This window comes from Natrarchaeobaculum aegyptiacum (assembly GCF_002156705.1).
Taxonomy (GTDB): domain Archaea; phylum Halobacteriota; class Halobacteria; order Halobacteriales; family Natrialbaceae; genus Natrarchaeobaculum; species Natrarchaeobaculum aegyptiacum.
Genome location: NZ_CP019893.1, coordinates 3,458,920 through 3,482,875, shown reverse-complemented (window position 1 = coordinate 3,482,875; position 23,956 = coordinate 3,458,920). Strand labels below are relative to the sequence as shown.

Below are 23,956 nucleotides of genomic sequence, written 5' to 3'. Positions count from 1 at the left end.
GGGGTTTCCGCCACGAATTCACCCGCGATACGTCGGGACCTTCCTCTCTGGGGGCTTCGGTCGCTGTTTCCGGGGTCTTACCGCGATCGGGTCGTGTATTTGACCTGTACAATTGTCCGGATTTCAGGTCGTCTTGAGAAACCGTTCAGTTCTCTATCTCACGGAAGGTGTAAAATTGGAACATCTTCATATTGGACAGCCCCGACGTACACATGTATGGATGCAACCACGGGTACGAAGGCCGTGACTGAGACCGTCTCGGAAGACCGGCGGCCAAGCATGGTCGTTATCGAACGCTGTGCACGCCTCGAGGGCGTCGATCCGCTCGACCTCGACCCGCTCTACGACACCATCGACCCTGACGTCCTGGATTCGGCCTGTGCGGCACCCGGTTTCACGAGTCTCGAGTTTACCTACTGCGGTCGCGTCGTCACGCTCCGGTCTGTCGGAGACGAACTCGCGGTCACGATCGACGACGCCGCGACGCCGGCCACGGGGCCGAATACCACCACCGGCGGCGAACCGTCGCTCTAGGGAACCTTCTCCACCCCGTTCGACGACCGTCTCCTCGAGCGTCGGCTTTCCCCGAGTGAACATACCACTCCCGCCGAGCGTCAGCAGTGGCCGTCACAACGGTTCTCGCAGCGCCCAGACGTCTTCGGTCGGCTCGAGTCGGTGGGGCTCGGCGCCGCGGTCGGTGAGGATGCCCGTGTGATAGCACATCGCCTTCAGCTGGAAGACCGTCGGTGCGTGGTAAATCGTCCCGTCCTCGAGTTCCGATCGCCGGAGACCGCCATCACTCCTGAGCACACGGCGTCGGACGGCCTCGTCGCCCCTCAGAAACAGTTCGACCGCGAACGTCGGGTGGAGTTCGTGAAGGTGCTCGAGCAGGTCGACGAGCGTCGGCTCGTCGATCCAGTCGTCGTGCATCGTCTGCAGTTCGGTGACGATGAGCTCCGTCGCGGGATACGCGAAGACGACTCGTCGCGCGAGCCGTCCCCACGCCGGGGCGAGGTCGACGAACCGTTTCGGCGAGCGATACCAGTCGGCGAACTCCTCGAGGGCGGCCTCGACGGAACCACAGCGTGCGAGCGCGAATCGGACGACCTCCTGTCCGAGCGGCGTCAGTCGTTCCTGCGGACCGTCCTCGACGAGCCCGAGAAAGGCAGCGCCACGTCTGGCGGATTCGACGGCACTCACTACGCTGTACCTCGACAGGAGGTCGGTCGTATCCCCGTCAGCGTACGCGGCCAGCGGGTAGCCGAGGTAATTCTTGGGGTGATTGAGGCTGAAGGACTGATCGGTTACGCCCTGTGCGCTCGCCTGAAACCTGATCGCGTTCGCTTCGGTCGTCGTCCGGTTGCCGACGAGACGCGGCACCTCGAGCGGCGTCACTTCGCCGTCTGCGTCGACGCCGAGGACGCCGACGTTGAGTTCGCGCGCGAGCGTCCGATCCGCCTCGGTGATCGCTGGAGCGGGCGCAGCGAGGTAAGCCGCGTTCGCCTCGTGGAGTCGATCGTGGGCCTGGACGATCCCCCGGCGAGTGTCGACGCCCCCGCTCGCGTAGCCTTTGGCCTCGACGACGACGAGTGGCGGCTCCTCGCCCAGTCGTTCGACCGAGAGCAGGTCAGACTCGAGGCGACCGACGCCGACGAGGTCGGGATAGCCGCTTCCGACGCGAACGTGGTTGAACGGGGCGAGCACCTCCCGGATCTCCGTGGCGACCGGCTGATCCTCGAGCCACCGTTCCGTGGCGAACTGGGTGTCCGCGACGGCGTACGTGCGCTCGTCGTCAGCGAAGAGCCGCCGCTTGGTGTGTGCGAGCACCGCCGGTTCCGAGAGCGACGCCGCTGCCGTCCCCATGTGCTCGAATGGGACACCCGGAATATGATGCTTGCGGCGACAGTTCGCTGGCCATCGACGTCGCCGGCGGCGCAGGGATCGCGATTCGAGAACTGACGCTTCTCAGTAGACGCCGACTCGCTGGAGGCCGCCGGCGACCAGACTTCCCAGTCCGAAGGCGGCGACGCCAGCGCTGAACGGCCAGATCGCCGCGTACGGTTCGTAGAAAACGACACCCCAGAGCCCTGCCAGCAGGCCGAACACGCCGGCACCGATCAGCCACACGTCTCGTTCCATACTCGAGCGTTCGCGGCGACGACCATGAATGCACGGCTCGCGGTCGACCGGCCCCGCAACTCGAGGGTATCGGCCGTCCCAGCAACACGGCCGCCGTCTCGAACTGGCGGTATCTGGGAAGCGGCTACTCGAACTGCTCGAGGACGTCCTCGAGCTGTGACTCGTCGTCGGCGACGACGGTGAACGACCCGTCCCACTCGCCGTCTGCCATCGACTGGGCGAAGTCCTGGCCGAGGAGGTACGAGCCGATTCCCTCGTCGTCGACGTGAACGGTCAACTCGACGTCCATCGGCCGCTCGAGGCCGCCGAAGGACTCGAGGCGGTCGACGAATGACTCGGCGGCGTCGTCGGTCAGTTCGACGGGGACGTAATGGCCGACCGCGTCGTCGTGGTCCATCGATCCAACGTCCACGACGTCGCCGTAGGTCGCGAGGACGATTTCCTCGGCGTCCACGTCGTCGTCGACCGCCGCTTCCGGATCGATCGTGGTCACGAGCGGGGCGTCGGGATCGCGAGCCTCGAGTGCCGTCTCGCCGTCGGTGTCGTCGCTGGCATCGTCGTCGGCCGGGTCAGCCGTTTCGTCGCCGAAATCGAGACACCCTGCGGTGCAGGTGAGAGCGAGGCCGCCGGTGGCAAGCAGTGATCGTCGGGAGACCATGCGTCACGATTCGAGTCAGGGACCTTAACTGTCCGTGACTGCAGCCCGCGATTCAGTTCGACGATGGAGTGTCGCACCGGCGAGCGCGACGACGATCCCCGCAGCCGAGAGCATGAGGAGCCCGGGAACGAACGAGCCAGTTACGTCGTGGAAGACGCCGACCAGCATCGGGCCGAAGAAGCCGCCGATCTCGCCGACCGCGAAGATGAAGCCGACTGCCGTACCGGTCAGGCGGGCACCGATGCCCTCGAGTGCCGGCGGTATCGCCCGGACGAGCGGCGAGATTCCACCTCCGCCCAGTCCGGCGACGACGATAGCGACCGCGAGCAGCGGACTGGTCCCGCCGAGGAGGACGCCTGCCATGCCGACGAATACGACGGCGCCACAGCCGACGATGGCGACGGTTCGGGCCTGATACCGGTCGGCCAGTTCCGGCACGGTGAGGATGCCGACGACGTAGGCTGCGACGAACAGACTCGTCGCCTGTCCGGCCAGCGCTGGCTCGAGCCCCCGTGCCTCGAGGATCGTCGGGAGCCAGCCCTGCACACCGTGGCTCAACAGGAGGTACATCGTCCCGACGACGACCACGAGCTGGAGGTCCCGGTGGGTGAGCACAACCCGGAGATCGGCGAGTACCGACTCGAGGGCGAAGGAGTCGCCGGCGTCGCTGGTGTGGTCGTCGATTCCCGTCCACAGCGCCACGGCGAGCCAGCACAGCCCGTAGACGACGGCGACGACGCCGCTCCAGAAGAACAGCGGTCGCCACCCTCCGAGCGCTGGGCCGATAACGGGACGGCCGACGGCGAAGACCAGCGCCGATCCCGCCGAAGCCCCGACGAGGTAGATGGCCGAGGGGCGACCGGTCTGATCCGGCGGGAACAGTTCGGAGACGAGTTTCGGGAGTCCGAAGGTGATAGTCGTCGCCCCGACGCCGATCAGGAGCGTCGTCGCGAGTAACGTCGGGAAGTCGCCCGCGACGCTCCGGCCGATCTGTGCGAGTCCGTAGATCACGACCCCGACACCGATGATTCTCCCGGGACCGATCCGGTCGACGACCAGCCCGGAAAACAGCGCCAGCGGGATGTACGTCAGCGGCACGGCACCCGCGAGAACACCCGCCTGCGTGCTCGAGAGGCCGACCTCCGTGATGATCGTCGAGAGGTACGCCGGCAGGGAGAACCAGACGAACATCAGGGCGGTGTAACTGAACGTCCCCGCCACCACCAGTCCGTACGCGCGTCGCCGACTCGTCACTGTCCGGAGGATTTCGTCTCACACGGATAAGCACGGGCAAAGCGGCAGGCGCGTCGAGCGGCTCTCGGGCGCGTCGGTCGGTCAGAGATACCCGAGGTCGGCCAGTCGTTCTTTGGTCCCCTCGCGCATTCCGGCGGTCGCGTCGCCCGCAGTGATCCGGTCGAACGTGCCAAATCGCTCCTCGATCCGTGCGCGCAGTTCGCGAACCGCCTCCGGTTCCCCGTCGGCGACGTCGACCCGTTCGTCCGGATCGCTGGAGATGCGGTGGAGGCGCTCGAAGCCGTCGTCGCCGCAGACGTACTTGTAATCGCTCGTCCTGACGGCCCGGAGCTGTCGATCGAACTCGTAGACGCGGTCGGGCAACTCGCCGAAGCGGGCCTCGAGCCGTTCGATCGACGGTTGTGGGGTAACGTACTCGGCAAAGACGGCCTCGCGCTCGCTGTGGGACGCGTCGGGGTGAAGTGACTGGCCCGACGACTGGTCGCGAAGCGGCTGGTCTTCGATCCCGGCCGTCTCGAGCAGCGTCTCCGGGAGGTCGAGCAACTGGACGAGATCCGTCCGACGGCCGCCGTCAGTGAACGGGCCGCCGTGGATCACGAGCGGGACGTGCAACAGGGTGTCGTAGAGGTTGTACTGGTGGCCGAAGAAGCCGTGTTCGCCGACGTGTTCGCCGTGATCTCCACAGACCACGAAGAGGGTTTCTCCCCACTCACTGGCGTCCTCGAGAGCCGTTCTGAGCGCGCCCAGCTGGTCGTCGACGTAGGCGAGTTCGGCGCGGTAGAGGCCCCGGAGGAGGTCGAACTCCCGGTCTGTGATTTCGTAGTCGTCGCAATCGTACGCGCGCGGATCTTGCCTGATCGCGGTCGCGTCCTCGTAGCTCGCGTCGTCTGGAAGGAATCGTTCTGCGTACTCCTGCGGTGGATCGTACTCGACGTGTGGTTCGATGTAGTTACAGAAGAGGAAGAACGGACGGTCGGCCTCGCGGGTGCGGAGCCAGTCTGTGACCCACTCGGTCGTTCTGGCAGCGCCGTCGTCGCCCGCCGGCTGGAACACCTCGCTGTAGAGGATGTTCGCCGCGTTGACGACGGGATTACCGTCGAAGAGCCGACGGCGGGTCGCCGCGAGTTTCTCCCGGAGATCCTCCCCCCGGACGACCGCGCCCATGTCGGCGTCGGACTGGAGGTACTGCCAGCCCTTGCGAAGTTCATCGAAGCCCCGGTCGAACCCGAACTCCTCGGTGATCCAGGTATTGTTCGAAATACCGACGGTCTCGTAGCCTGCGTCCGCGAACGCCTCCGGCAGGGTTCGCAAACTCGAGTCGAGATGGAGGTTCCCACCGTGGGTGCCGTGTTCCGAGGGGTACGTCCCCGTGAAAATCGACGCGTGGGAGGGAAGCGTCCACGGCGCCGCCGCGAACGCGTTCTCGACGGTCGTCCCCGACGCGCCGAGTTCACAGAGCGTGGGCGTCGTCTCGGGATTCACGCTGACCGCTCGAGCCGTGTCGAAGACGACCACGACCACGTTCCGAACTGTTCCATGTGATTCTGGATCACGTCCGTTGGTACCCGCCATGACTGGAACACGTCCGCCGTATGCGAGCATGGTCACCGGCCCGGAGTGTGCAGGCAGTTCAGAAACTGCCCGGACGAGACCGACGGAATCGAAAGGTAATTCCTCGAGACTGCGGTAGCCGTACGCATGCTCTCGATCGCACTTGCCGGGAAGCCAAACGCCGGCAAGTCCACGTTCTACACCGCGGCGACGATGGCCGAAGTCGACGTCGCGAACTACCCGTTCACGACGATCGACGCCAACCGGGGGGTGAGTTACGTTCGCACCGAGTGCCCCTGCCTCGAGCGCGAGCAGCGGTGCAACGCCGACAACTGCGAAGACGGCAAGCGGTACGTCCCGATCGAATTGCTCGACGTCGCCGGACTGGTTCCGGGTGCCCACGAGGGGAAGGGACTGGGCAACCAGTTCCTCGACGAACTCACCAACGCCGACGTAATCGTCAACGTGATCGACGCCTCCGGCGGCACCAACGAGGAGGGCGAACCCGTCGAGATCGGCGAACACGACCCGATGGAAGACATCGACTTCGTCGAAGCGGAGATGGACCTCTGGCTCGCCGACGTCGTCGAGCGAAACTGGGAGTCGATCGAACGCAAGTCCCGCTCACCAGACTTCGATATCGACGAATCGCTGGCGGAGATGCTCTCCGGGTTTGGCGCTTCACCGACCCAGATCGCGACCGTCCTCAGAGACCTCGAGTACCCCGAGGACCCGATCCAGTGGGACGACGACCTCCGCGAGGAACTCGCCCGGTCGGTCCGCCAGAAGACCAAGCCGATCGTCGTCGCGGCGAACAAGATCGACGTCGCCCCCGCAGAACACGTCGAGAAACTCCGCTCGCTCGACAAACCGGTGATTCCCACGACGGCCGAGGGCGAACTCGCTCTGCGCCGGGCCGCCGAGAACGACCTCGTCGACTACGACCCCGGCGACGAGTCCCTCGAGATCGGCGACGGCGTCAGCGACGCCCAGCGTGAGGCCCTCGAGGGACTGTCGGAGGCGATGGCCGAGCACGACGGCACCGGCGTTCAGGCAGCCCTCGACTACGCCGTCTACGAGTTGCTCGATCACGTTACTGCGTACCCCGTCGAGGACGCCGCGAAGTGGTCCGACGGCAGCGGGAACGTTCTGCCGGACGCCCACCTCCTCCCGCGGGGCTCGACCCCGGTCGATCTCGCCTACGCCGTCCACACCGACATCGGCGAGGGCTACCTCCACGCCGTCGATGCGAAGTCGAACCGGGAAGTCAGCGACAGCTACGAACTCGAGGAAGGCGACGTGATCAAGATCGTGAGCACCAATTGATAACGCAGGAGGACCTCGAGCCGGGAGTCAGTCTCAGCTCGAGTCGGCTTCGCCGTATTCTCGCTCCGGTTCGGACTGATCGATGAACTGCTCGAGGAGTTCACCCGGTGCTGGACAGCCACAGGGGATGGCCACGTGCTCGAGCGGGCCGGTCGAGGTCACGTGAGTGATCGGCGTGCCACAGCGCGGGCAGGGCGTGACGTCAGGCCCGTACTCCGGGAGTTCGAACGGGTCGTCGGCCCAGAAACAGCCGCTTCTGGTCTCGGGGACGTCGTCGCTCATCGGCGGCCCCTCCGGTACCGGGTGTGGGCTGGCCACGCTCGAGGCCGTGGCTGGGTGGTCTGCTGGCGATACACTGATCGTGCGAGACGTTTATATCTCGTGAGGAGGAATTGCAACATGGCTTTCGTCGCGTGGAAGCCAGGCCTCGGGTGTTGCACCACCCGGGGCGTTTCACCGCACGCCCCCGCGTCCCAGTGGAGGTGGCTTCCATTCTGAAATTACATGCACCGAGAGTTAAATCTATTGAACATTTGCTGATATAATCGAGCCGATCGGACCCCTGGCGATCACGTGCTGGTCACTGCTAATCACTCGCGGTCACGACGTCTGGGGAGATACCGCGCTCGAGAATTCGGTCGGGAAGTTGCGTACCTCCGGTGTGTTTCATCTGTATCGACCATCGGGTGTTTCAACAGAGCCGGAGGAGTCCAGACTCTTCTGTCACACTCGTGGGAGACGTCAGACCAGCGTATAGCCCCCGTCAACGACGAGTTTTGCGCCCGTGATGTAGCTGGCTTCCTCTGCGGCGAGGAACGTAACGGCGTTTGCGATTTCTTCCGGTTCGCCCATCCGACCGAACGCGGTCATTTGCACGCCGGCTTCCAGTTCCTCCTCCTCGGCGACGGACTGTGGCGCGCCGGTGTCGATGAGTCCCGGGACGATTGCGTTCATCGTGATCCCGTGTTGGGCGACGTCGAGAGCGGCGCTCCTTGTAAACCCAATTACGCCCCCTTTGCTGGCTGCGTAGTGTGCGAGGTCATTCGACCAGCCGATGTGCCCACCTGAAGCCGACGAAACGTTGACGATCCGGCCGTAGTTTTGCTCTCGCATCGCAGGCAACACTGCCTGCGTGCAATTGTACGTCCCGGTCAGGTTGATATCGATGACTTGCTCCCAATCGTTTTTTGTCATTTCCTCGAGCGTGTGTGTCGGGAAGATTCCGGCAACGTTCCCAAGAATGTCTAACCGGCCAAGCTCGTCGAGAGTCGCTTCAACGACTGCCTCGACTTCGTCTTCGTCAGTCACGTCCATCTCGCTGGCGATCGCTTTCGAGCCCGTTTCCTCGATGGTCGATGCCGTTTCTTCGATACCGTCGACGACATCGGTTACGACGACATCGGCCCCGTTCTCTGCAAGAACCTTCGCTGTCGATTCACCGATACCACCGCTTGCGCCAGTCACGAGTGCCACGCGATCAGTCAGGTCAATCATGGCCGAGGTATCGTCCCACCACTGTATCAATAACTATTCTCCGTATTTCAACAGAATGTCCTCCATGGTGGTTCGTTACCTGCTCCGTCTGGGGGAGGGGCACACCTATTTTATATTCCCGGGTAGACAGCGTGAGACTATGGAGTTCCGTTCTGCATCGCCAAGTGATGCAAAGGATATCTACGAGGTACAGGCACAGTCCTGTCGTTCAGCATATTACGACGTTCTGGACGATCATTCAATAATTGATGCTATGGAGGATCCCTCGACGATCGACCAGATTCAGGAATGGCTCGAATATACGGTGGACGACGACCAGGCTATCCACCCCGTTGCGGTCACTGATAAAGATGGGATCGTCGGCTTTGCCCAGTTGCTCGTGGGTGAACACGCACCCGATCGCACGTCTTCGAACGAGGCGTTTTTACAGTCGCTGTATGTCCAGCCCGATTACTGGGGGCGGGGTATCGGAAGCGAACTCCTCGAAACAGGCGTCAAGCGTTTGCCCAGTGACGCAACAACCGTTTCACTGGAGGTGTTGCCGCAAAACGACATCGGGGTGAGCTTCTACGAAAAGCACAATTTTGAACGGGAAAGTACCGGCGAGTTCGAAGCGGGTGGTACGACATACGAGACAGTCATTTTCTCCCGTGCAGTGACAAGGTGACGCTCTTTGGCTCTCAGGTTCCACACCCTCTCGACGGAAGTCAACTGCTTGGCCGTGGTGAAACGCCACACGGAACTTGCTTTCGCGAAAACGGTCGCCATTGACATCCTCCTCCGCGTTCACGCGGAGGAATCCCGAGCGGTGAGAGTTTCAGGTTTCCAACCAAGGACGCCGCCACTTCTCGGGAACCCGTTTAACCCAGTCGTCGTGGTCGGTGGCTGACTGGCGGTGCCAAACCGCCGTTACTCCTATCCTCGGCGTCGTCGGCGTTCGTGGTTGTTTTTGCCCGGCGAACACCGAGTCAGCGTCAACAGACTCAGAGGTATCGTGGGTTGCTGAAACAAGAGACACGCGACCGCACTCGTCTAGAATGCGGTGTTCATCACCTGTCTTTCGGATACTGCCTTGTTATATGGGCGGACAGGCCGCCTCCGAAGGTCGTTCGGAATCCGCTCCGTTCCGACCTGACCTTGCCAACATATCGGAAATCCTGTAACTTGAACGTTAGGATCGGAAACTCAGCCATGCTCTTGATGGTGGACCGTGGCACTATGTGACGGCGCGTATCCACGGCCTGAAGACCGTGGTATTGCGCCTGTTCAGCCTATAACCTGATGTCGCTCGGAAGGCCCAACGCGTTCGATATCGAGCTTCGGAACTGCATCGGCCGACGCCTGCAAGTGGGTGCACTATTATCGATATCGCCGTTGGTGACAACCGCATGACTGAAAATGGTGTGAGCCGACGGCGAATCATCCAGATCGGCGGCGGCATCGTGGTGGTCAGCGGCGTCGGACAGACCACGGCCGCCTCGAGTGACCACGAACCGAACGACCAGCCAGTCGATACCGACTTCCAGACTCGAGTTGCACACCTCTCACCCGACGCACCCACCATCGACATCTACGTCGACGGAGAGCGGGTCCGCGAGGGCATCTCGTACGGGACGGTCACCGACTACCGCGACCTCGCGCCTGGCACGTACACAATCCAGGTCGTTCCCACCGGTGTCGACCCGGCCGAAGCAGTGCTCGAGGAGACCGTCGAGGCCGGCGACGTGGACCCCACCGTCGACGGTCTCCTCGCGGTGATCGGCGAAGTGGCCGCCGAAAACCAGCCCCTCGAGGCGCTGTTTCTCGACGACGATAACAGCCCGGTCGATCCGGGTACCGCTCGCGTTCGCGTCCTCCACGCCTCACCCGATGCGCCTGCAGTGGACGTCGTTGCCGGTGAAACCGGGGAGGCGCTGTTCGAGAACGTCGCGTTTGGTGAATCGGGCTACATCGAAGTCCCGGAGGGTGAGTATACGATCGACATCTACCCGGCGGGTGACCGAGAGACCAGCGTCTTCGAAGTCGACGTGTCCCTCGCCGGCGGAACCGTCTACTCCGCGTTCGCGATTGGCTACCTCGAACCAGATACTGCACCCGCCGACGAACCGTTCGAGATCCTCCTCACGGAGGACTCCATTCCAGACGAAGTGGACATCGAGCCCGACGAAGAGGTGCCGAACGAAGACGAACCCGGCACAGAGCCCGGAGCAGCGAAGGAGTCCGAGGACGAGAAAACTACGTGAGACGGTCAGTACCGGTCGTGGAAAAATCTCGTTGCCATGGCATGAAGAGTGTTCCTGCTATAGCAATAGCAACAACCGCCGATGCTCGAACCGCGCGGTTTCGATCGGCGTCGTTCATCGCCGTGAGCCGAACACCTCGAGCGTCGACGAACGGGCTGCGATCACGCGTGTAATCCTCGACCGATGAACTTCCTGGTGATTCTCCCGCTGGTGTTCGTCATGATCGGCGGGCCGCAAATCCTCAGCGCCATCTTTCTGGCCACGAGCGAGGACTGGCGGCGGAATTCGGCCGCGTTCGTCTTCGGTGCTTCCCTCTCTATCAGCTTCGTCGTCACGCTCGCGTATTATTTCGGGAGCGGCGTTCGTCAGGGCGGATCGAACCGGATGCTGCAACTGCTCGTGCTCGTGATCCTCATCGCTGCGATGGTGAACGTCTACCTGAAGCGTGAACAGTCGGAGCCGCCGACGTGGATGGGGAGACTCGAGACCGCGAATCCGACGTTCTCGTTTCAGCTCGGATTCCTGCTGATGGGGTTCTTTCCGACCGACATTCTCACGTCGATCACCGTCGGGACCTACCTCGCGAGTCACGGCGAACCGCTGTGGCACGCGACCGGGTTCGTCTTGCTGACCCTGCTGTTTCTGGCCCTTCCATCGCTTTCGCTGGTTACGATCGGCGATCGTGCGGAGACGCTCCTTCCGAAGGTTCGCACGTGGATGAACACACATTCGTGGATCGTGAGCGAAATTGTGATCCTCATCTTCGTCGTGATCACCATCAACAACATCGTCGGGTGACTCTCTATCGAAGAGGATGGTGGCGTCGGAGACGCCACGAGCAGGCGGTGCTTCCGGGTACCGTGTACACGATGGCGACCGTCGCGGTCAGCACTGAGACGGTACTGCCGCCGTTCCTCGAGTACAGGTTCAGGGCGGGGAAACTTACGGTGAACTACTCCGCCCTACTCGCTCGGCCCCACCTCGCTCCTTGAGGACGGGGGCTTAGCGCCCTCTCTTTCAGCTAACGCCAGTGGACAGGAGACGGAGCACGAATCGTCGACGGTTTTTGAAAGGGGCCGGGAGAGCGGCCGTCGCCGGCCTTGCAGGCTGTCTGGGTGGCGAGTCGACGGTAGCGCCAGCCCGAATCAGTGAATTCCCATCGCACTGATCTGTTCCTGATACCGATTCCGAATCGTGACCTCGGTGACCTGGGACACCTCGGCGACCTCTCGCTGGGTCTTCTTCTCGTTACACAGCAACGCACTCGCGTAGATCGCGGCCGCGGCGTACCCCGTCGGTGACTTCCCCGAGAGCATCCCCTGCTCGGCCGTCGTGTCGATAATCTCGTTCGCCTTGATCTCGACCTCTTCGGAGAGATCCAGTTCCGAACAGAACCGCGGGACGTACTTCTTCGGATCGACGGGTTGCATCTCGAGACTGAGTTCCTGTGAGATGTATCGATAGGTCCGTCCGATTTCCATCCGGTCGACGCGTGAGACCGCCGCAACCTCGTCGAGCGAGCGCGGGATCCCTTCCATCCGACAGGCAGCGTACAGCGTGCTCGTGGCGACGCCCTCGATCGATCGGCCACGGATGAGGTCGTCCTCGAGTGCGCGCCGGTACAGAACGCTGGCGACTTCGCGAACCGATCGGGGGACACCGAGGGCGGACGCCATCCGGTCAGTCTCGGAGAGTGCGAGCTGGAGGTTCCGTTCGCCCGCGTCCTTGGTTCGGATGCGCTCTTGCCACTTCCGGAGGCGGTTCATCTGGCTGCGCTTCTCCGAGGACAGTGATCGACCGTAGGCGTCTTTGTTCTTCCAGTCGATCGTGGTCGTCAGCCCCTTGTCGTGCATCGTCTGGGTGGTCGGTGCCCCAACGCGAGATTTGCTGTCCCGTTCGGCGGCAGTGAACGCGCGCCACTCCGGCCCGCGATCGATCGTCTCCTCCTCGAGGATCAATCCACAGTCTTCACAACTGACTTCACTCCCATCCGAACTTCGGACGAGCGCTTGCGAGTCACACTCTGGACAGGTGCGAACCCCCGTCTCCGTGCTCGTTTCGGACGCTGTCGACTCGTCACGCTCTCGCTGGTGGGACAGGCGTTTCATTAAGCCTGTGTACACTCGCGCTCGAGAGTGATAAGCACTGGGAGCGATACTGGGCCGTGGGAGTGGGCTGAATTGCGACAGCTCTCAGTGGTGGGTAGCCGCGAGCGTCTCGAGTCTGCCGGTCGACGGTGGATCGACCTCGACTCGAGCACTGCTGGCCGTGAAGAAGATAGACGCAGTCAGGGCGCGATCACCGAACAACTCCGCTATGACGTGCACCAGTCGACTACCTCCGGGAGGGGACCTGCTCACCGTCGATCTCGAGCGGGAGAAACGCCTGCTCTTCGACCAGTAACTCACCGGGGAGACTGTCCAAAATCCCTGCACGTTCCGTTCGTCGTCGGTTTCGGGCGTCACGTCTCGGCCGAGTGCGGACGCTTCGGCGAACTCACGGACCGTCGGAGGAGAGGGTCTTTCGAACTGTCACCGGTTCCCTCTGAGTACGAGTTGGAACCTCGAACGCCACACGCGGCGAACATTCGATTGGCGGATTCCACGTCATTCAGGGCGTAGAGGAAGCCAATCGCTCCAGAGCAAGTCCGCAGACCCCCAGCGCGGTTCTGATGGAGTGCGCAATTCGATCGACGGTTTTCCAGCGTCTGGGAAGGCCGCACCCACCGTGATGGAACGGACGAATTCTGGTCGTCGCGTTGAAAATACAGGGACCCACACGACACCGTTTAGGTGGTAGTTAACTTGCTCGAATACCCGATGGCTGGTATGTCCGGTTTCGCCGAACCGACGCTGATCGCGTCGATTCTGCTTCGTCTTTCCGGCGTCGCAATCTCGCTCGTGCTCCTCTATCGCGTCCGTGACTATCGCTTTGGATTTCTCACCGGCATGCTGTCACTGATGGCGCTTCGCCAGGTGTTCACGCTTTTTGGTCTCTTCCCCGAGTTCGCCGAACTCCCGGGTCTCATGGTAAGCATACTGGCTGTCACGGTTGTCTACTACCTGCTGCAGTACACCCACCAGGAGAACGCGACTCAGGAGAAAATCAGAGAGACAAACCAAGAGCTCGAGGAAAGCCGTAATCATCTCGAGGCGACCGTTGCAGCCTCGCCCGACGACATCTTCGTGTTCGACGGCGACAGTCGATACGTCGACGTCCTCTCGAATAGCGGCAGTGAGGGGCCAGCCGACCTCGTCGGCCGAAACGTCGAGGAAGTGCGCCCGTCACCGGCTGCGGCGATGATCGACGACGCAATCGAACAGACCCACCGGACAGGCAATCCCGACCGGGTCGAGTACGAACTCGAGATCGACGACGAGCGTCGGTGGTTCGAGGGACGGACTGCCCTGCTCGAGGAATCTCAGGAGAATCACGTCCTGTTCGTCAGGCGTGAGGTGACCAGACGGAAAGAACACGAACAGGAGTTGCGACGATTTCGTCGGGCCGTTGACGCTGCGGGGGCTGCGATCTACATTACCGATCGTGATGAGCGAATAACCTACGTGAACCCTGCGTTCGAGGAGATCACGGGCTATACCGAAGCGGACGTTATCGGAGAGACGCCCAGAATAATCTCCTCGGGAGAACACGACACGGAGTATTACGAGGGGCTGTGGGTGACGATCCTCGCCGGTGAGACGTGGCGAGAGGAGATCACGAACAAACGTAACTCGGGTGAACACTATCACGCAGAGCAGACGATCGCGCCAATTTTTGACGAAAGTGGAGAGATCTGTGAGTTCGTCTCGATCCAGATCGACGTCACCGAGCGCAAGCATCGCGAACGGCAGCTCCGGGTCCTCGATCGGATCCTCCGGCACAACCTTCACAACGACATGACGGTCGTATTAGGCCATGCAAGTAACATCGAGGAGGCAACCGAGGGCGAACTTGCGCGAAGCGCCAGAGTGATTCAGGAGGAAGGCGAGTCGCTTGTGGCCAAAGTCGACAAAGAACGGGAGATCGTTCGCCTGATCACCGAGAGTCCCAAGCCCCGGCCAATCGACATGGCGACGTTGGTAGGTCACCGGGCTGCCGACGTCCGGGACCGGTACGAGGAGGCGACGATCGACGTCGACGCTCCGGATACGGTGACGGCGATGGCGGTAAACGACGTCGAACGGGCGCTCGAGGAACTGCTAGAGAACGCGATCGTTCACTGTGACCGCAGTCCCCACGTGACGATCGTCGTCGAAGCCGGGCCGGAGACGGTCACTCTCCGTATCGCGGACAACGGTCCTGGTATTCCAGCCCAGGAGCGAAATGTCTTGGCAGGCAACACCGATATCGATGCGCTCTACCACGGTTCCGGAATGGGCCTGTGGTTCGTCTACTGGACTGTTCGGCTCTCGGAAGGAACACTCGACTTTGAGGAAAATGATTCACGCGGGAGCGTCGTCGTCCTCGAGTTCGAGCGACAGCCGGCTGGATAGGCGATTGATTTGAAAAGAACAAATTTGTACTACTCCGGCACGCGTCGACTGCAGGGTCGAATTCGTCCCCGCGGGCCGGTTCGATCCTGCAGTTCAGGCTTGGGACGCCACTAGCTGTCCTGTTCAGTACTCGGTTCTGACCCTCTGTAGCCCTTCGAGGTGAACCAGGCGAAGTCGTCCTGGCACACTGCGCCTCGGGTACAGCACAACGTCGCTGTCAGGCCTTCGGAAGCCGAAGTGTCACGACCGACCCTCGTGGAGCGTTGGAGTCAAACCGAACAGTGCCACCAATCTTTGTAACGATCCAGTGGACTGTCCAGAGACCGAGACCGCTTGCGTGTGTGACCTGAGACGAGCCGCGATCTCCGGTGAATACCTCGTATTCTTCGGGCGGAATTCCAGGGCCGTTGTCTGCTATTTTGACGTCGAGATGCTCGCCGTCGAGACTCTCGACGATCGTTACCTCGACGGATGGTGGCTCTGCGTTCGAGTGTTTCGCACCGTTCTCGAGGACGTTCTCGAGAGCGACTCGAAGCGAGTCCGTGCCGTTGACGAGTGGTGTCTCGGACAGCGGAACCGTTACCGTGAACTCACACTCCGGATACTCCGCTTCAAGAGTGGTGAGGAGGTCGGCACACAGCTCAGCGATATCGACTGGGTGCAACTCGGCAGCGCCCGCAACGAGTTCTTCGACCTCCCGGATCTTCTCGCTCATTTCCAGTAACGTCGCCGCAGACCGATCGGCTGGATCGATCAGGTTCTCAGGTGCCAACTCGTCTTCCCGGAGCATCGAAAGCGCGCCCGAAATGACGTTGATCTCGTTGCGAATGTTGTGCCGTAAGATCCGCGAGAGTACCTGCAGCCGCTCTTCGCGATTCTTCTGGTCGGTTACGTCGAGATAGTACGCATACTCGACCGGATCCTGCCCAGGTCGGTCGACCAGTGCAGATACTCGAAGGAACGTTCGCTGGCCAAACTTCGTCTCGAGTGTCACCTCGTCTTCGGAGAGTGCTGTTCGGTCTCCTGTTTCGTCCTGGACAGCCCACGGCTCGGCCTCCTCGTCCTCCAGAAACTGGTACTCGTCTCGAGACCGCAGATACTGTTCGAGCGGCTTATCCGAGAGGTCCTCGACGGTGTAGCCGAATAGCTGTTCGAACGCCGGGTTCACGTGTTCGATCTGCTGGTCCGCATCGCTCGCGTGCCGAATAATGACGACTGGCGTTGGAATGTTCTCGACCAGCGCGAGAAACCGATCACGTTCGATTTCGAGGTCTGTCAGCAGTGATTCGAGATACGTTTCGACGACGACCTGCATATCGAGGTTGACGATGGTGAGGAGTGATTCCAGCTCCTGATATCCAGCGTCGACTTCTGTCTGCAAGCGTTGGAGGAGTTCTTCCCGGTCGACAACGACCTTCGGTCCTGTTGCCGATCCCGTCGAATCGATATCGTCTACTTCTTCGAGGGCTGTTTCGACCACTGCAGTCAGCCGCTCGTGTGTCCGATCCGAGAGAATCTCGAGGAAAAGCTGGTGATAGACCGAATATTGGCCGATATAGTGCTTTATCGGCATGTCGAGCATCTCGTGGAGCTTTCCGATGCGCGCACGGTTTCGGAAATACTCACGATCGTACTCACCGTCGGCCAGTGTCGTCAGATAGGCTTTCTGTGTTCTCTTTAGCTCCTCGACGTCTTTGGAAGAACGGTCGATAACGGCTGCCGTTTCACCAGTGTCCGCCAGGTGTTCGTAAAACCGGTCAGCCAGTTCGTCTGCGACGTCTCTGAAGTCGTCTTCGAACCCCTCGAGCCGTTCGGCATGACTACCATCGAAGCCGACGAACGCCTTTCGCCAGGCGATTTCCTCCTCGCTGAGTCCGATTCCAGCTGCATACGAATCCGAATCGAGCCTGTCATTCAGCCCCCCTTCACCGAAGTACTCCCGGTAGTCGGTCACGGTAGTAGGTCTCTCGTCTATCGGGACTAATACCTGTACATTTGTGGTGGGTTGGGTGACGACGGTAGTCGGCAGAACGTAGTCGAGTGGCGTTCAGGAAGTGGGTTCGATCGACGTTCTCCACGCACCATCTACCGCAGTGAGTGGTGCTCGGCGGTGGTCGCAGTTCACTTGCCAGCATTTAACCGTCCTGTAAACAAGTACGTTCCATGAGTTCGGAAGGGGGGACTGGACCGACCAGTCTGGACAAGTCTGGCGAGCAGTTGGCTGCGGAGATCGGACTTACCGAGGAGGAAATCGCCTGGCGAAAGGCGTTCGTCGGTTTCGATACGGAAGACCAGGAGCGAATGGCGAAACTGGGCGCTGTCGTTTCAGCGCAAGAAGAACAACTCGTCGAGGCGTTTCTCGAGTCGATCTATACTCACGATCGAACTCGAGAGATCGTCGAGCAATCACCACGTGGAAAAGACGGGCTCCGTCGGGTCGTCGAAGAGTATCTCGAGACCCTTACCGGTGGCACGTACGATAGAGAGTACTACACCCAGCGGTGCCGGATCGGACGGATTCACGATCAACTGGATATGCCGTTGCATCATTTTGGCGGGATGTTCGGGAACTTGGCGACGCTCTTTCTCGAGGAGATCGAAGCGAACACGGTCGAGAGGGCCCGCAACGCCGCCGAGAGTGGTAGCCCTGACGCGGTCGAAGCGGCCATCGAAGAAGGGTTTGCAGATGCAATGGCGGCAACCCGGTGTATCAACCTCGATATGCAGGTCGTCAACGACACCTACGAAAGTCGCCGCCGGGAACTTCGTGAGGCGATCAATCTCATCCCCGATCCGGTCTTCGAAACGAATCGAAACGGCGAATTCCTGCTCGCAAACGAAGCAACTGCCGAACTGTTCGACCGTGATCCCGACGACCTGATCGGTAAGACTCCCGACGAGGCAGGGGCCGGCGAAGTCGAACTGTGGGACCTCGAGCGAGAGACTCGAGCAGTCATCGAGTCCGGTGAACCGAAACACAACGTCGAAAAGCGACTCACGACGGCCAGCGGAGAACCCCGGACGTTCGAAGTCAGCCAGATGCCACACCGAGTCGGAGTAACGAGCCAGTTCTCCGTGCTGGTGTACGCCCGGGATATCACGGATCGAAAAGAACAGGGGCAATCGCTGGAGCGACAGCAGACGTTTTTCGAAAACACGTCCGAAATCGTCGTCCTGTTTGACGACGATGGCGTCGCACAGTTCCAGAACCATCGAGGTGAGCACCTCCCTGGGCCGGCTGCACTCGATATCGTCGGTAAAGACCCAGCGGACCTCGTCCACCCAGATGACCGTGAACAGGTAGCGCAGACGCTCGAGACCGTCCTCGAGGAACCCGGAGAAGTAGTGACCAACGAGTTACGGACGAAAATGGCCAACGGAGAGTGGCGGTGGCACGAAAACCGATTCGTCAACCTGCTCGAGGACTCGGCTGTCGACGGGATCCTCATGAGTAGTCGTGATATTACCGACCGGAAGCGACAGGAGAAACACCTCGAGACGGCCCAGGAGGTCGCAAACCTTGGCTGGTGGCAAAAGGACATTTCATCCGACCGGATCTACTGGTCTGAACGGGTCTACGACATGTGGGGTATCGAGGACGAACGCGGGTTCCTCGATCACGAGCGGTTTCTCGAGTGTATCCATCCCGACGACGTTGCACAGGTCGACAAGGCGTGGAACGCTGCATTCGAGGGTGAACCCTACGATATCGAGCATCGAATCGTCACCCCTGATGGCGAAACCAGGTGGATGCGCCAGCGGGCAGAAATCGTCTTCGAGGACGGCAATGCGGTTTCGGCGACCGGTATCGTTCAGGACATTACCGATCGAAAAGAGCGGGAACAGGAACTCGAACGGGCTCGTGAACTCGTCGAGAAAACTCAGGAAAACGCGTCCATCGGCTGGTGGGAGGTCGACCTCGTCGAGGACACGCTTCACTGGAGTGACGAAGTCTATCGCATCCACGACCTCGCTGTCGATCAGGAGGTAAAACTGGAGGACGGAATCGAGTTCTACCATCCAGAAGATAGGGCGACGATCAGACGGGCACTCGAAACGGTGCGGACCGAAGGTGAACCGTACGATCTCGAGTTGCGGATCGTTACAGCAGCGGACCGAGTCCGGTGGATCAGAACGGTCGCTGACCCCCTGTATGACGACGACGGGGAGGTTGTCAGCATTCTCGGTATTTTCCAGGACATCACCGACAGGAAAGACCGCGAGGAGAAACTTCGACAGTTTCGTGAAGCCGTCGAGGCAACCGCGCATGCGGTCTATATCACCGACAGTGACGGTACGATCGAATACGTAAACTCCGCCTTCGAATCGATTACTGGTTTCTCGAGCGATGAGGCGATCGGTCGCTCGGCCCGCCTCCTCAAGTCCGGGGAACACGATCACGACTTTTACGAGGAGTTCTGGGAGACGCTCGAGTCCGGCGAACGGTGGGAAAGTGAGATGATCGATCGGAAAGCCGATGGGGACAAGATCGTACTCAATCAGACGATTGCGCCGATTACCGACGACGACGGCGTCCCGGTGAAGTACGTCGCCGTCGCCCAGGACATCACGTCGCGAAAGCAGTACGAAAAGCAACTCGAGGAAACCCGGGAGGAACTCCGCCAGATCATCGACCTCGTGCCGGATCTGGTTTTCGTGAAAAACCGTGACGGCGAGTATCTCATGGCCAACGAGGCGACGGCAAATGCATACGGATTGACATCATCGGACATCGAAGGTCAGCACGAGGCGGATATTCTTCCCAGTGGGAGCGAGTCCGAGAAGTTCCGTGAAGCCGACCTGGAGGTGATTGAATCGGGCGACCCGAAAGTCGACCACGAAGAGACCCTGACCACTGCCGACGGTGAAACCAAGGTCCTTCAGACGACGAAGATTCCCTACGAGGTTCCCGGGAGTGGTGAAGACGCGGTACTGGGATATGCTCGAGATGTCACCGAACTCAAAGAGTACGAAACCCGCCTCGAAGGAGAACGGGACTTCCTCGATTCGGTTATCGAAAGCTTGCCGTTTCCCTTCTACGTGATAGACGTGGAAGACTACACAGTCGAATACGCAAACTCGAACGCGGAGGTAAGTGAAGGGACGACCTGCCACGCCGTTACCCATCGACGAGACCAACCCTGTGACGAGGGAGACGACCCAATCGACTGTCCACTCTCGACAGTGGTCGAAACAGGCGACTCCGCTGTCGTCGAGCACGTCCATTACGACGAGGAAGGCAACGAGCGAACGTATCAGGTACACGCCTCACCGATTTTCGACGAGGAGGGGGAGCTCACCCTGATGGCCGAGTCGAATATCGATATCACGGAACGTGTCCAATATGAACGACAGATAGAGCAGCAACGAGATAACCTCCAGCTTCTCAACAAAATCGTCCGCCACGACATCCGCAACGATCTCCAGCTCGTACTCGCCTACGCGGAGACACTCGAAGCGTTCGTCGAAGAAGATGGCGAAGAATACATTCGACAGGTTCTCGAGGCCGCCCGCGAAGCCGTCGACATCACGACGACTGCACGAGAGGTCACCGAGGTCCTGCTCCAGCAAGGCGCCGAGCGGTCGCCCGTCGGCCTCCGGCGCGTCCTCGAGAACGAGATCGACGGGATCCGCTCGTCCAACGAGAAAGCGGTCGTGGCCGTCGAGAACTCACTCCCCCAGGTCGAGGTACTCGCCGACGACATGCTCGAGTCAGTCTTCCGGAACCTGCTCTCGAATGCTATCGTCCACAACGACGCCGAAGTACCGGAGATTACCGTCGGCGCGACAGTGTCTGGAGACGTCGCCCAGGTTCGAATCGCCGACAATGGTCCAGGGATCCCCGACGACCAGAAAGAGCGAATTTTCGAAGAAGGGGAGACAGGGCTGGACAGCGGGGGGACCGGCCTCGGTCTGTATCTGGTCCAGACGCTTATCGACCGGTACAGGGGTGATGTCTGGGTCGAAGACAGAGCGGGACGAACTCCCGCAGGCAGTCGGCCGCAACCCGACGACAACGACCCCAGAGGGAGTGTGTTTGTGGTGGAAATTCCGCTGGCAGACAGCTAACCAAAACTACAGGTTCTCCCGAGTCGAGAATCGAGCCATGTCACGGACGAGCGGATCACGGATCGTCGAGGAGACGACCCTCAAGAGCGGGCACCTCGAGCGGCTCGCGACTCGCATCGAGACGCCCGGCGACAGGCCCTCGCTCGAGGTTCGAACGCCAGTCACCGACGAGACGATCGGAGCGATTCCGGCCTGTACGGCCGACGACGTCGTGGATGCTGTCGAGCGTGCTCGTTCGGCCCAGGTCGACTGGGAACGGGCGCCGGTCGACCAGCGAGCGGCGGTCCTCGAGCGGTTCGGAGACCTCGTCCTGAAACGCCGTGAGGAGTTGCTCGACGTGGTGCAACTCGAGACCGGGAAGGCCCGTCACCACGCCGTCGAGGAGATACTCGACGTTCCGCTGACGTGTTCGTACTACGCGACGAACGGGACGTCGATACTCGCGGACGACGACCGGGCGGCTGCGGTGCCGCTGGCCTCGGACGCGACGGTCACGTACGATCCCGTCGGCGTCGTCGGCGTGATTTCGCCGTGGAACTACCCGCTAACGCTCGCGATGACCGACGCGATCCCTGCCCTGCTCGCCGGCAACGCCGTCGTCTGTAAACCCGACGAGCGCACGCCGTTTATCGCGCTGGCGCTCGCGAATCTGCTGGCGGAGGCCGGTCTGCCGGACGACCTCTTCCAGATCGTTACCGGCGACGGGGCGACAGTTGGTCCCGCGCTGATCGACGAGGTCGATTACGTCGCCTTTACCGGCGGCACCGAGACGGGTCGAACGGTCGCCGAGCGGGCCGGCCGGAACCTGATCGGCTGCTCGCTCGAACTCGGCGGGAAGAACCCGATGCTCGTCCTCGACGACGCCGATCCCGGGACGGCCGCTCGCGGCGCGGTCAAGGGTGCGTTCACCAACGCAGGACAGCTCTGTCTCGCTCCCGAACGGATCTACGTCGACGATCGGCGGTACGACGAGTTCCTCGACGCTCTCGTCGGGGCTACGCGGCGTCTCGACCTCGGTCTCGAGTTCGATTACGGTCCCGAGGTCGGCTCGCTGATCGACGGCGATCACCTCGAGAGCGTCCGTGAGCACGTCGAGCGCGCGGTTGCGGACGGCGGATCGCTGCTCTCGGGTGGCCGCGCCCGTCCCGACGTCGGCCCGTTCTGTTACGAGCCGACGATCCTGACGGACGTCGATCCCGACTCGCGGGTCGCCTGCGAGGAGACGTTCGGTCCCGTCGTTTCCGTCCACCCGGTCTCGGGCGTCGACGAGGCGATCGAGCGGGCGAACGACTCCGAGTACGGACTGAACGCAAGCGTCTGGACGACCGACCGTGAGCGCGGTCGTGCGGTCGCCCGCCAAATCGACTGTGGCACCGTCTGCGTCAACGATCCGTACACCGTCGGCTGGGCGGCGACTGACGCGCCGATGGGCGGCTTCGGCGATTCGGGACTCGGACGCCGCCACGGCCCGGAGGGGCTCCGACGGTACGTCGACGCCCGGACGATCGCGACCTCGCGGATCGGCCCGCTGGACGCGCCGCCGGGCGTCTCGCCGCGCTGGTTCGCGCGCTTCATGCTCGGGCTGACGAACGTTCAGCGGCGACTCACAAGGTGGTTGCCGTGAGCGACGCCGAGGTTTTCTTCACCGGCTTCCCGGGCTTTCTCGGCTCGGCACTGCTCGAGCGCGTCCTCGCTCGCGGCGACGGACCGGTCGCCTGTCTGGTCCAGTCCACGTACCTCGAGACCGCACGCAGGCGAGCGCGGGAGATCACCGCCGAAATCGACGGGGTCGACGACGACGCGGTTCGACTCTACGAGGGCGACGTCACCGAACCCGACCTCGGACTGGGCGACGAGTCGCTCGAGCGCGTGCGCGAACTCTACCACCTCGCGGCCGTCTACGACCTCGCCGTCGACCGCGACCTGGCGGAAGCAGTCAACGTCCGCGGGACCGAGAACGTCCTCGAGTTCGCCGACGACCGCGACGTGAATCGGTTCCACTACGTCAGCACCTGCTACGTCAGTGGCCGCTACGACGGCGTCTTCACCGAGGACCACCTGCGGGAGGGACAGCGCTTCAACAACCACTACGAGGAGACCAAGTACCGTGCGGAGGTCGCGGTCCAGGATCGGATGGACGCCGGCCTGCCCGCGACGATCTACCGACCCGCGATCGTCGTCGGCGACAGTCGAACCGGCGAGACCGACAAGTACGACGGCCCCTACTACCTGCTCCGGCTGTTGCTCGCCCAACCCGAGTGGCTCTCGGTGGCGTTCACGCTGGCGGGCTCCAGCGACGCCGAGCTAAACGTCGTCCCCAGGGACTACGTCGTCGACGCGATCGCTCATCTCAGCGCCAGCGAGGAGACCGTCGGCGAGGTCTACCAGCTCTGTGATCCCGCGCCGCTGCCCGTCCCGCGGTTCGTCGACACCCTCGCCGAGGCGGCTGGCCACCGCACCGTCACGCTGCCGACGACGAAACCGATCGCACGAGCGGTGTCGAGCCGGCTCTCGTCGTCGCTGCCGCTCGAGCCCGCAACCCTCGACTACCTCGACCATCCGGCGCGGTACGCCTGTCCGAAGACGCTGCAGGCGCTCGAGGGGAGCGGGGTCGAGGTGTTGCCGTTCGAATCCTACGTCGATCGACTCGTCGCGTACGTTCTCGAGAATCCCGCGATCGGTGACGAGCCGATGGTCTAGCTGGGACTTCGCGTTCGAAACGCTGTTGG

21 protein-coding genes are annotated in these 23,956 nt (G+C 61.9%); 11 read left to right on the top strand and 10 right to left on the bottom strand.

Translation table 11 applies throughout. The features are described from left to right. The first annotated feature begins 216 nt into the window (after positions 1 to 216). Positions 217 to 534, top strand: coding sequence for a HalOD1 output domain-containing protein (locus B1756_RS16775; RefSeq protein WP_086889593.1), 318 nt, complete (start codon positions 217 to 219; stop codon positions 532 to 534). Positions 535 to 627: 93 nt separating this feature from the next. Here B1756_RS16775 and B1756_RS16770 read toward each other — a convergent pair whose 3' ends face one another. The 5 genes from B1756_RS16770 to B1756_RS16755 all read right to left on the bottom strand — a co-directional run bounded on the left by B1756_RS16770 (position 628) and on the right by B1756_RS16755 (position 5,623). Continuing rightward, a complete protein-coding gene (locus B1756_RS16770) occupies positions 628 to 1,863 on the bottom strand; it encodes a hypothetical protein (RefSeq protein ID WP_086889592.1) in 1,236 nt (411 codons plus the stop codon). A 102-nt stretch (positions 1,864 to 1,965) separates the two neighbouring features. Next, positions 1,966 to 2,139 (bottom strand): hypothetical protein, encoded by a 174-nt coding sequence (locus B1756_RS19465; RefSeq protein ID WP_161493201.1) that lies wholly within the window; start codon positions 2,137 to 2,139, stop codon positions 1,966 to 1,968. A 124-nt stretch (positions 2,140 to 2,263) separates the two neighbouring features. Continuing rightward, entirely contained in the window at positions 2,264 to 2,797 is a 534-nt protein-coding gene (locus tag B1756_RS16765; RefSeq protein WP_086889591.1) for a preprotein translocase subunit SecD family protein, read from the bottom strand. Positions 2,798 to 2,821: 24 nt separating this feature from the next. Further along, positions 2,822 to 4,051 carry an MFS transporter gene (locus B1756_RS16760; RefSeq protein ID WP_228434402.1) on the bottom strand — a complete coding sequence of 410 codons (1,230 nt, stop codon included), beginning with the start codon at positions 4,049 to 4,051 and terminating at the stop codon, positions 2,822 to 2,824. Positions 4,052 to 4,132: 81 nt separating this feature from the next. Continuing rightward, entirely contained in the window at positions 4,133 to 5,623 is a 1,491-nt protein-coding gene (locus B1756_RS16755; protein ID WP_086889590.1) for a sulfatase, read from the bottom strand. 126 nt (positions 5,624 to 5,749) lie between these two features. On the opposite strand from B1756_RS16755, the gene B1756_RS16750 reads away from it, so the two are divergent. Next, positions 5,750 to 6,928, top strand: coding sequence for a redox-regulated ATPase YchF (locus tag B1756_RS16750; RefSeq protein WP_086889589.1), 1,179 nt, complete (start codon positions 5,750 to 5,752; stop codon positions 6,926 to 6,928). 33 nt (positions 6,929 to 6,961) lie between these two features. Here B1756_RS16750 and B1756_RS16745 read toward each other — a convergent pair whose 3' ends face one another. Together B1756_RS16745 and B1756_RS16740 are read right to left on the bottom strand one after the other, a co-directional pair. Beyond that, positions 6,962 to 7,210, bottom strand: coding sequence for a hypothetical protein (locus B1756_RS16745; RefSeq protein WP_086889588.1), 249 nt, complete (start codon positions 7,208 to 7,210; stop codon positions 6,962 to 6,964). Between the two features lie 459 nt (positions 7,211 to 7,669). Then, positions 7,670 to 8,422: an SDR family NAD(P)-dependent oxidoreductase gene (locus B1756_RS16740; RefSeq protein WP_086889587.1), complete on the bottom strand. Its 753-nt coding sequence runs from the start codon at positions 8,420 to 8,422 to the stop codon at positions 7,670 to 7,672. On the opposite strand from B1756_RS16740, the gene B1756_RS16735 reads away from it, so the two are divergent. From B1756_RS16735 to B1756_RS20270, 5 genes are all read left to right on the top strand, one after another. Continuing rightward, the gene (locus B1756_RS16735) at positions 8,421 to 9,089 is read left to right on the top strand and encodes a GNAT family N-acetyltransferase (protein ID WP_086889586.1); all 669 of its coding nucleotides are present in this window, start codon (positions 8,421 to 8,423) and stop codon (positions 9,087 to 9,089) included. The genes B1756_RS16740 and B1756_RS16735 overlap by 2 nt on opposite strands. Positions 9,090 to 9,095: 6 nt before the next feature. After that, entirely contained in the window at positions 9,096 to 9,311 is a 216-nt protein-coding gene (locus B1756_RS19260) for a hypothetical protein (protein ID WP_152031331.1), read from the top strand. 499 nt (positions 9,312 to 9,810) lie between these two features. Continuing rightward, a complete protein-coding gene (locus B1756_RS16730) occupies positions 9,811 to 10,665 on the top strand; it encodes a DUF4397 domain-containing protein (protein WP_086889585.1) in 855 nt (284 codons plus the stop codon). 183 nt (positions 10,666 to 10,848) lie between these two features. Continuing rightward, positions 10,849 to 11,463 (top strand): GAP family protein, encoded by a 615-nt coding sequence (locus B1756_RS16725; RefSeq protein ID WP_086889584.1) that lies wholly within the window; start codon positions 10,849 to 10,851, stop codon positions 11,461 to 11,463. Positions 11,464 to 11,695: 232 nt separating this feature from the next. Beyond that, positions 11,696 to 11,833, top strand: a complete 138-nt coding sequence (locus tag B1756_RS20270; protein ID WP_086889583.1) for a twin-arginine translocation signal domain-containing protein — start codon at positions 11,696 to 11,698, stop codon at positions 11,831 to 11,833. Here the strand turns inward: B1756_RS20270 and B1756_RS16715 are convergent. Next, positions 11,811 to 12,773 carry a transcription initiation factor IIB gene (locus B1756_RS16715; RefSeq protein WP_086889582.1) on the bottom strand — a complete coding sequence of 321 codons (963 nt, stop codon included), beginning with the start codon at positions 12,771 to 12,773 and terminating at the stop codon, positions 11,811 to 11,813. The genes B1756_RS20270 and B1756_RS16715 overlap by 23 nt on opposite strands. Before the next feature lie 84 nt (positions 12,774 to 12,857). Continuing rightward, positions 12,858 to 12,992 carry a hypothetical protein gene (locus tag B1756_RS20100; RefSeq protein ID WP_267128200.1) on the bottom strand — a complete coding sequence of 45 codons (135 nt, stop codon included), beginning with the start codon at positions 12,990 to 12,992 and terminating at the stop codon, positions 12,858 to 12,860. Between the two features lie 501 nt (positions 12,993 to 13,493). Between B1756_RS20100 and B1756_RS16710 the strand changes: the two genes are divergently transcribed. Then, the gene (locus B1756_RS16710) at positions 13,494 to 15,158 is read left to right on the top strand and encodes a PAS domain-containing sensor histidine kinase (protein WP_161493199.1); all 1,665 of its coding nucleotides are present in this window, start codon (positions 13,494 to 13,496) and stop codon (positions 15,156 to 15,158) included. Positions 15,159 to 15,375: 217 nt separating this feature from the next. On the opposite strand, the gene B1756_RS16705 is transcribed toward B1756_RS16710, so the two are convergent. Beyond that, positions 15,376 to 17,112, bottom strand: a complete 1,737-nt coding sequence (locus tag B1756_RS16705; protein WP_086889580.1) for a protoglobin domain-containing protein — start codon at positions 17,110 to 17,112, stop codon at positions 15,376 to 15,378. Between the two features lie 209 nt (positions 17,113 to 17,321). Here B1756_RS16705 and B1756_RS16700 point away from each other — a divergent pair, with 209 nt between their 5' ends. Genes B1756_RS16700 through B1756_RS16690 form a run of 3 tightly spaced genes read left to right on the top strand, consistent with a single transcriptional unit; the run spans position 17,322 to position 23,927 of the window. Then, positions 17,322 to 21,227 (top strand): PAS domain S-box protein, encoded by a 3,906-nt coding sequence (locus B1756_RS16700; RefSeq protein WP_086889579.1) that lies wholly within the window; start codon positions 17,322 to 17,324, stop codon positions 21,225 to 21,227. Between the two features lie 37 nt (positions 21,228 to 21,264). Beyond that, a complete protein-coding gene (locus B1756_RS16695; RefSeq protein ID WP_086889578.1) occupies positions 21,265 to 22,851 on the top strand; it encodes a succinic semialdehyde dehydrogenase in 1,587 nt (528 codons plus the stop codon). After that, positions 22,839 to 23,927: an SDR family oxidoreductase gene (locus B1756_RS16690; protein WP_086889577.1), complete on the top strand. Its 1,089-nt coding sequence runs from the start codon at positions 22,839 to 22,841 to the stop codon at positions 23,925 to 23,927. Before B1756_RS16695 ends, B1756_RS16690 begins: the two co-directional genes overlap by 13 nt. Positions 23,928 to 23,956 lie beyond the last annotated feature (29 nt).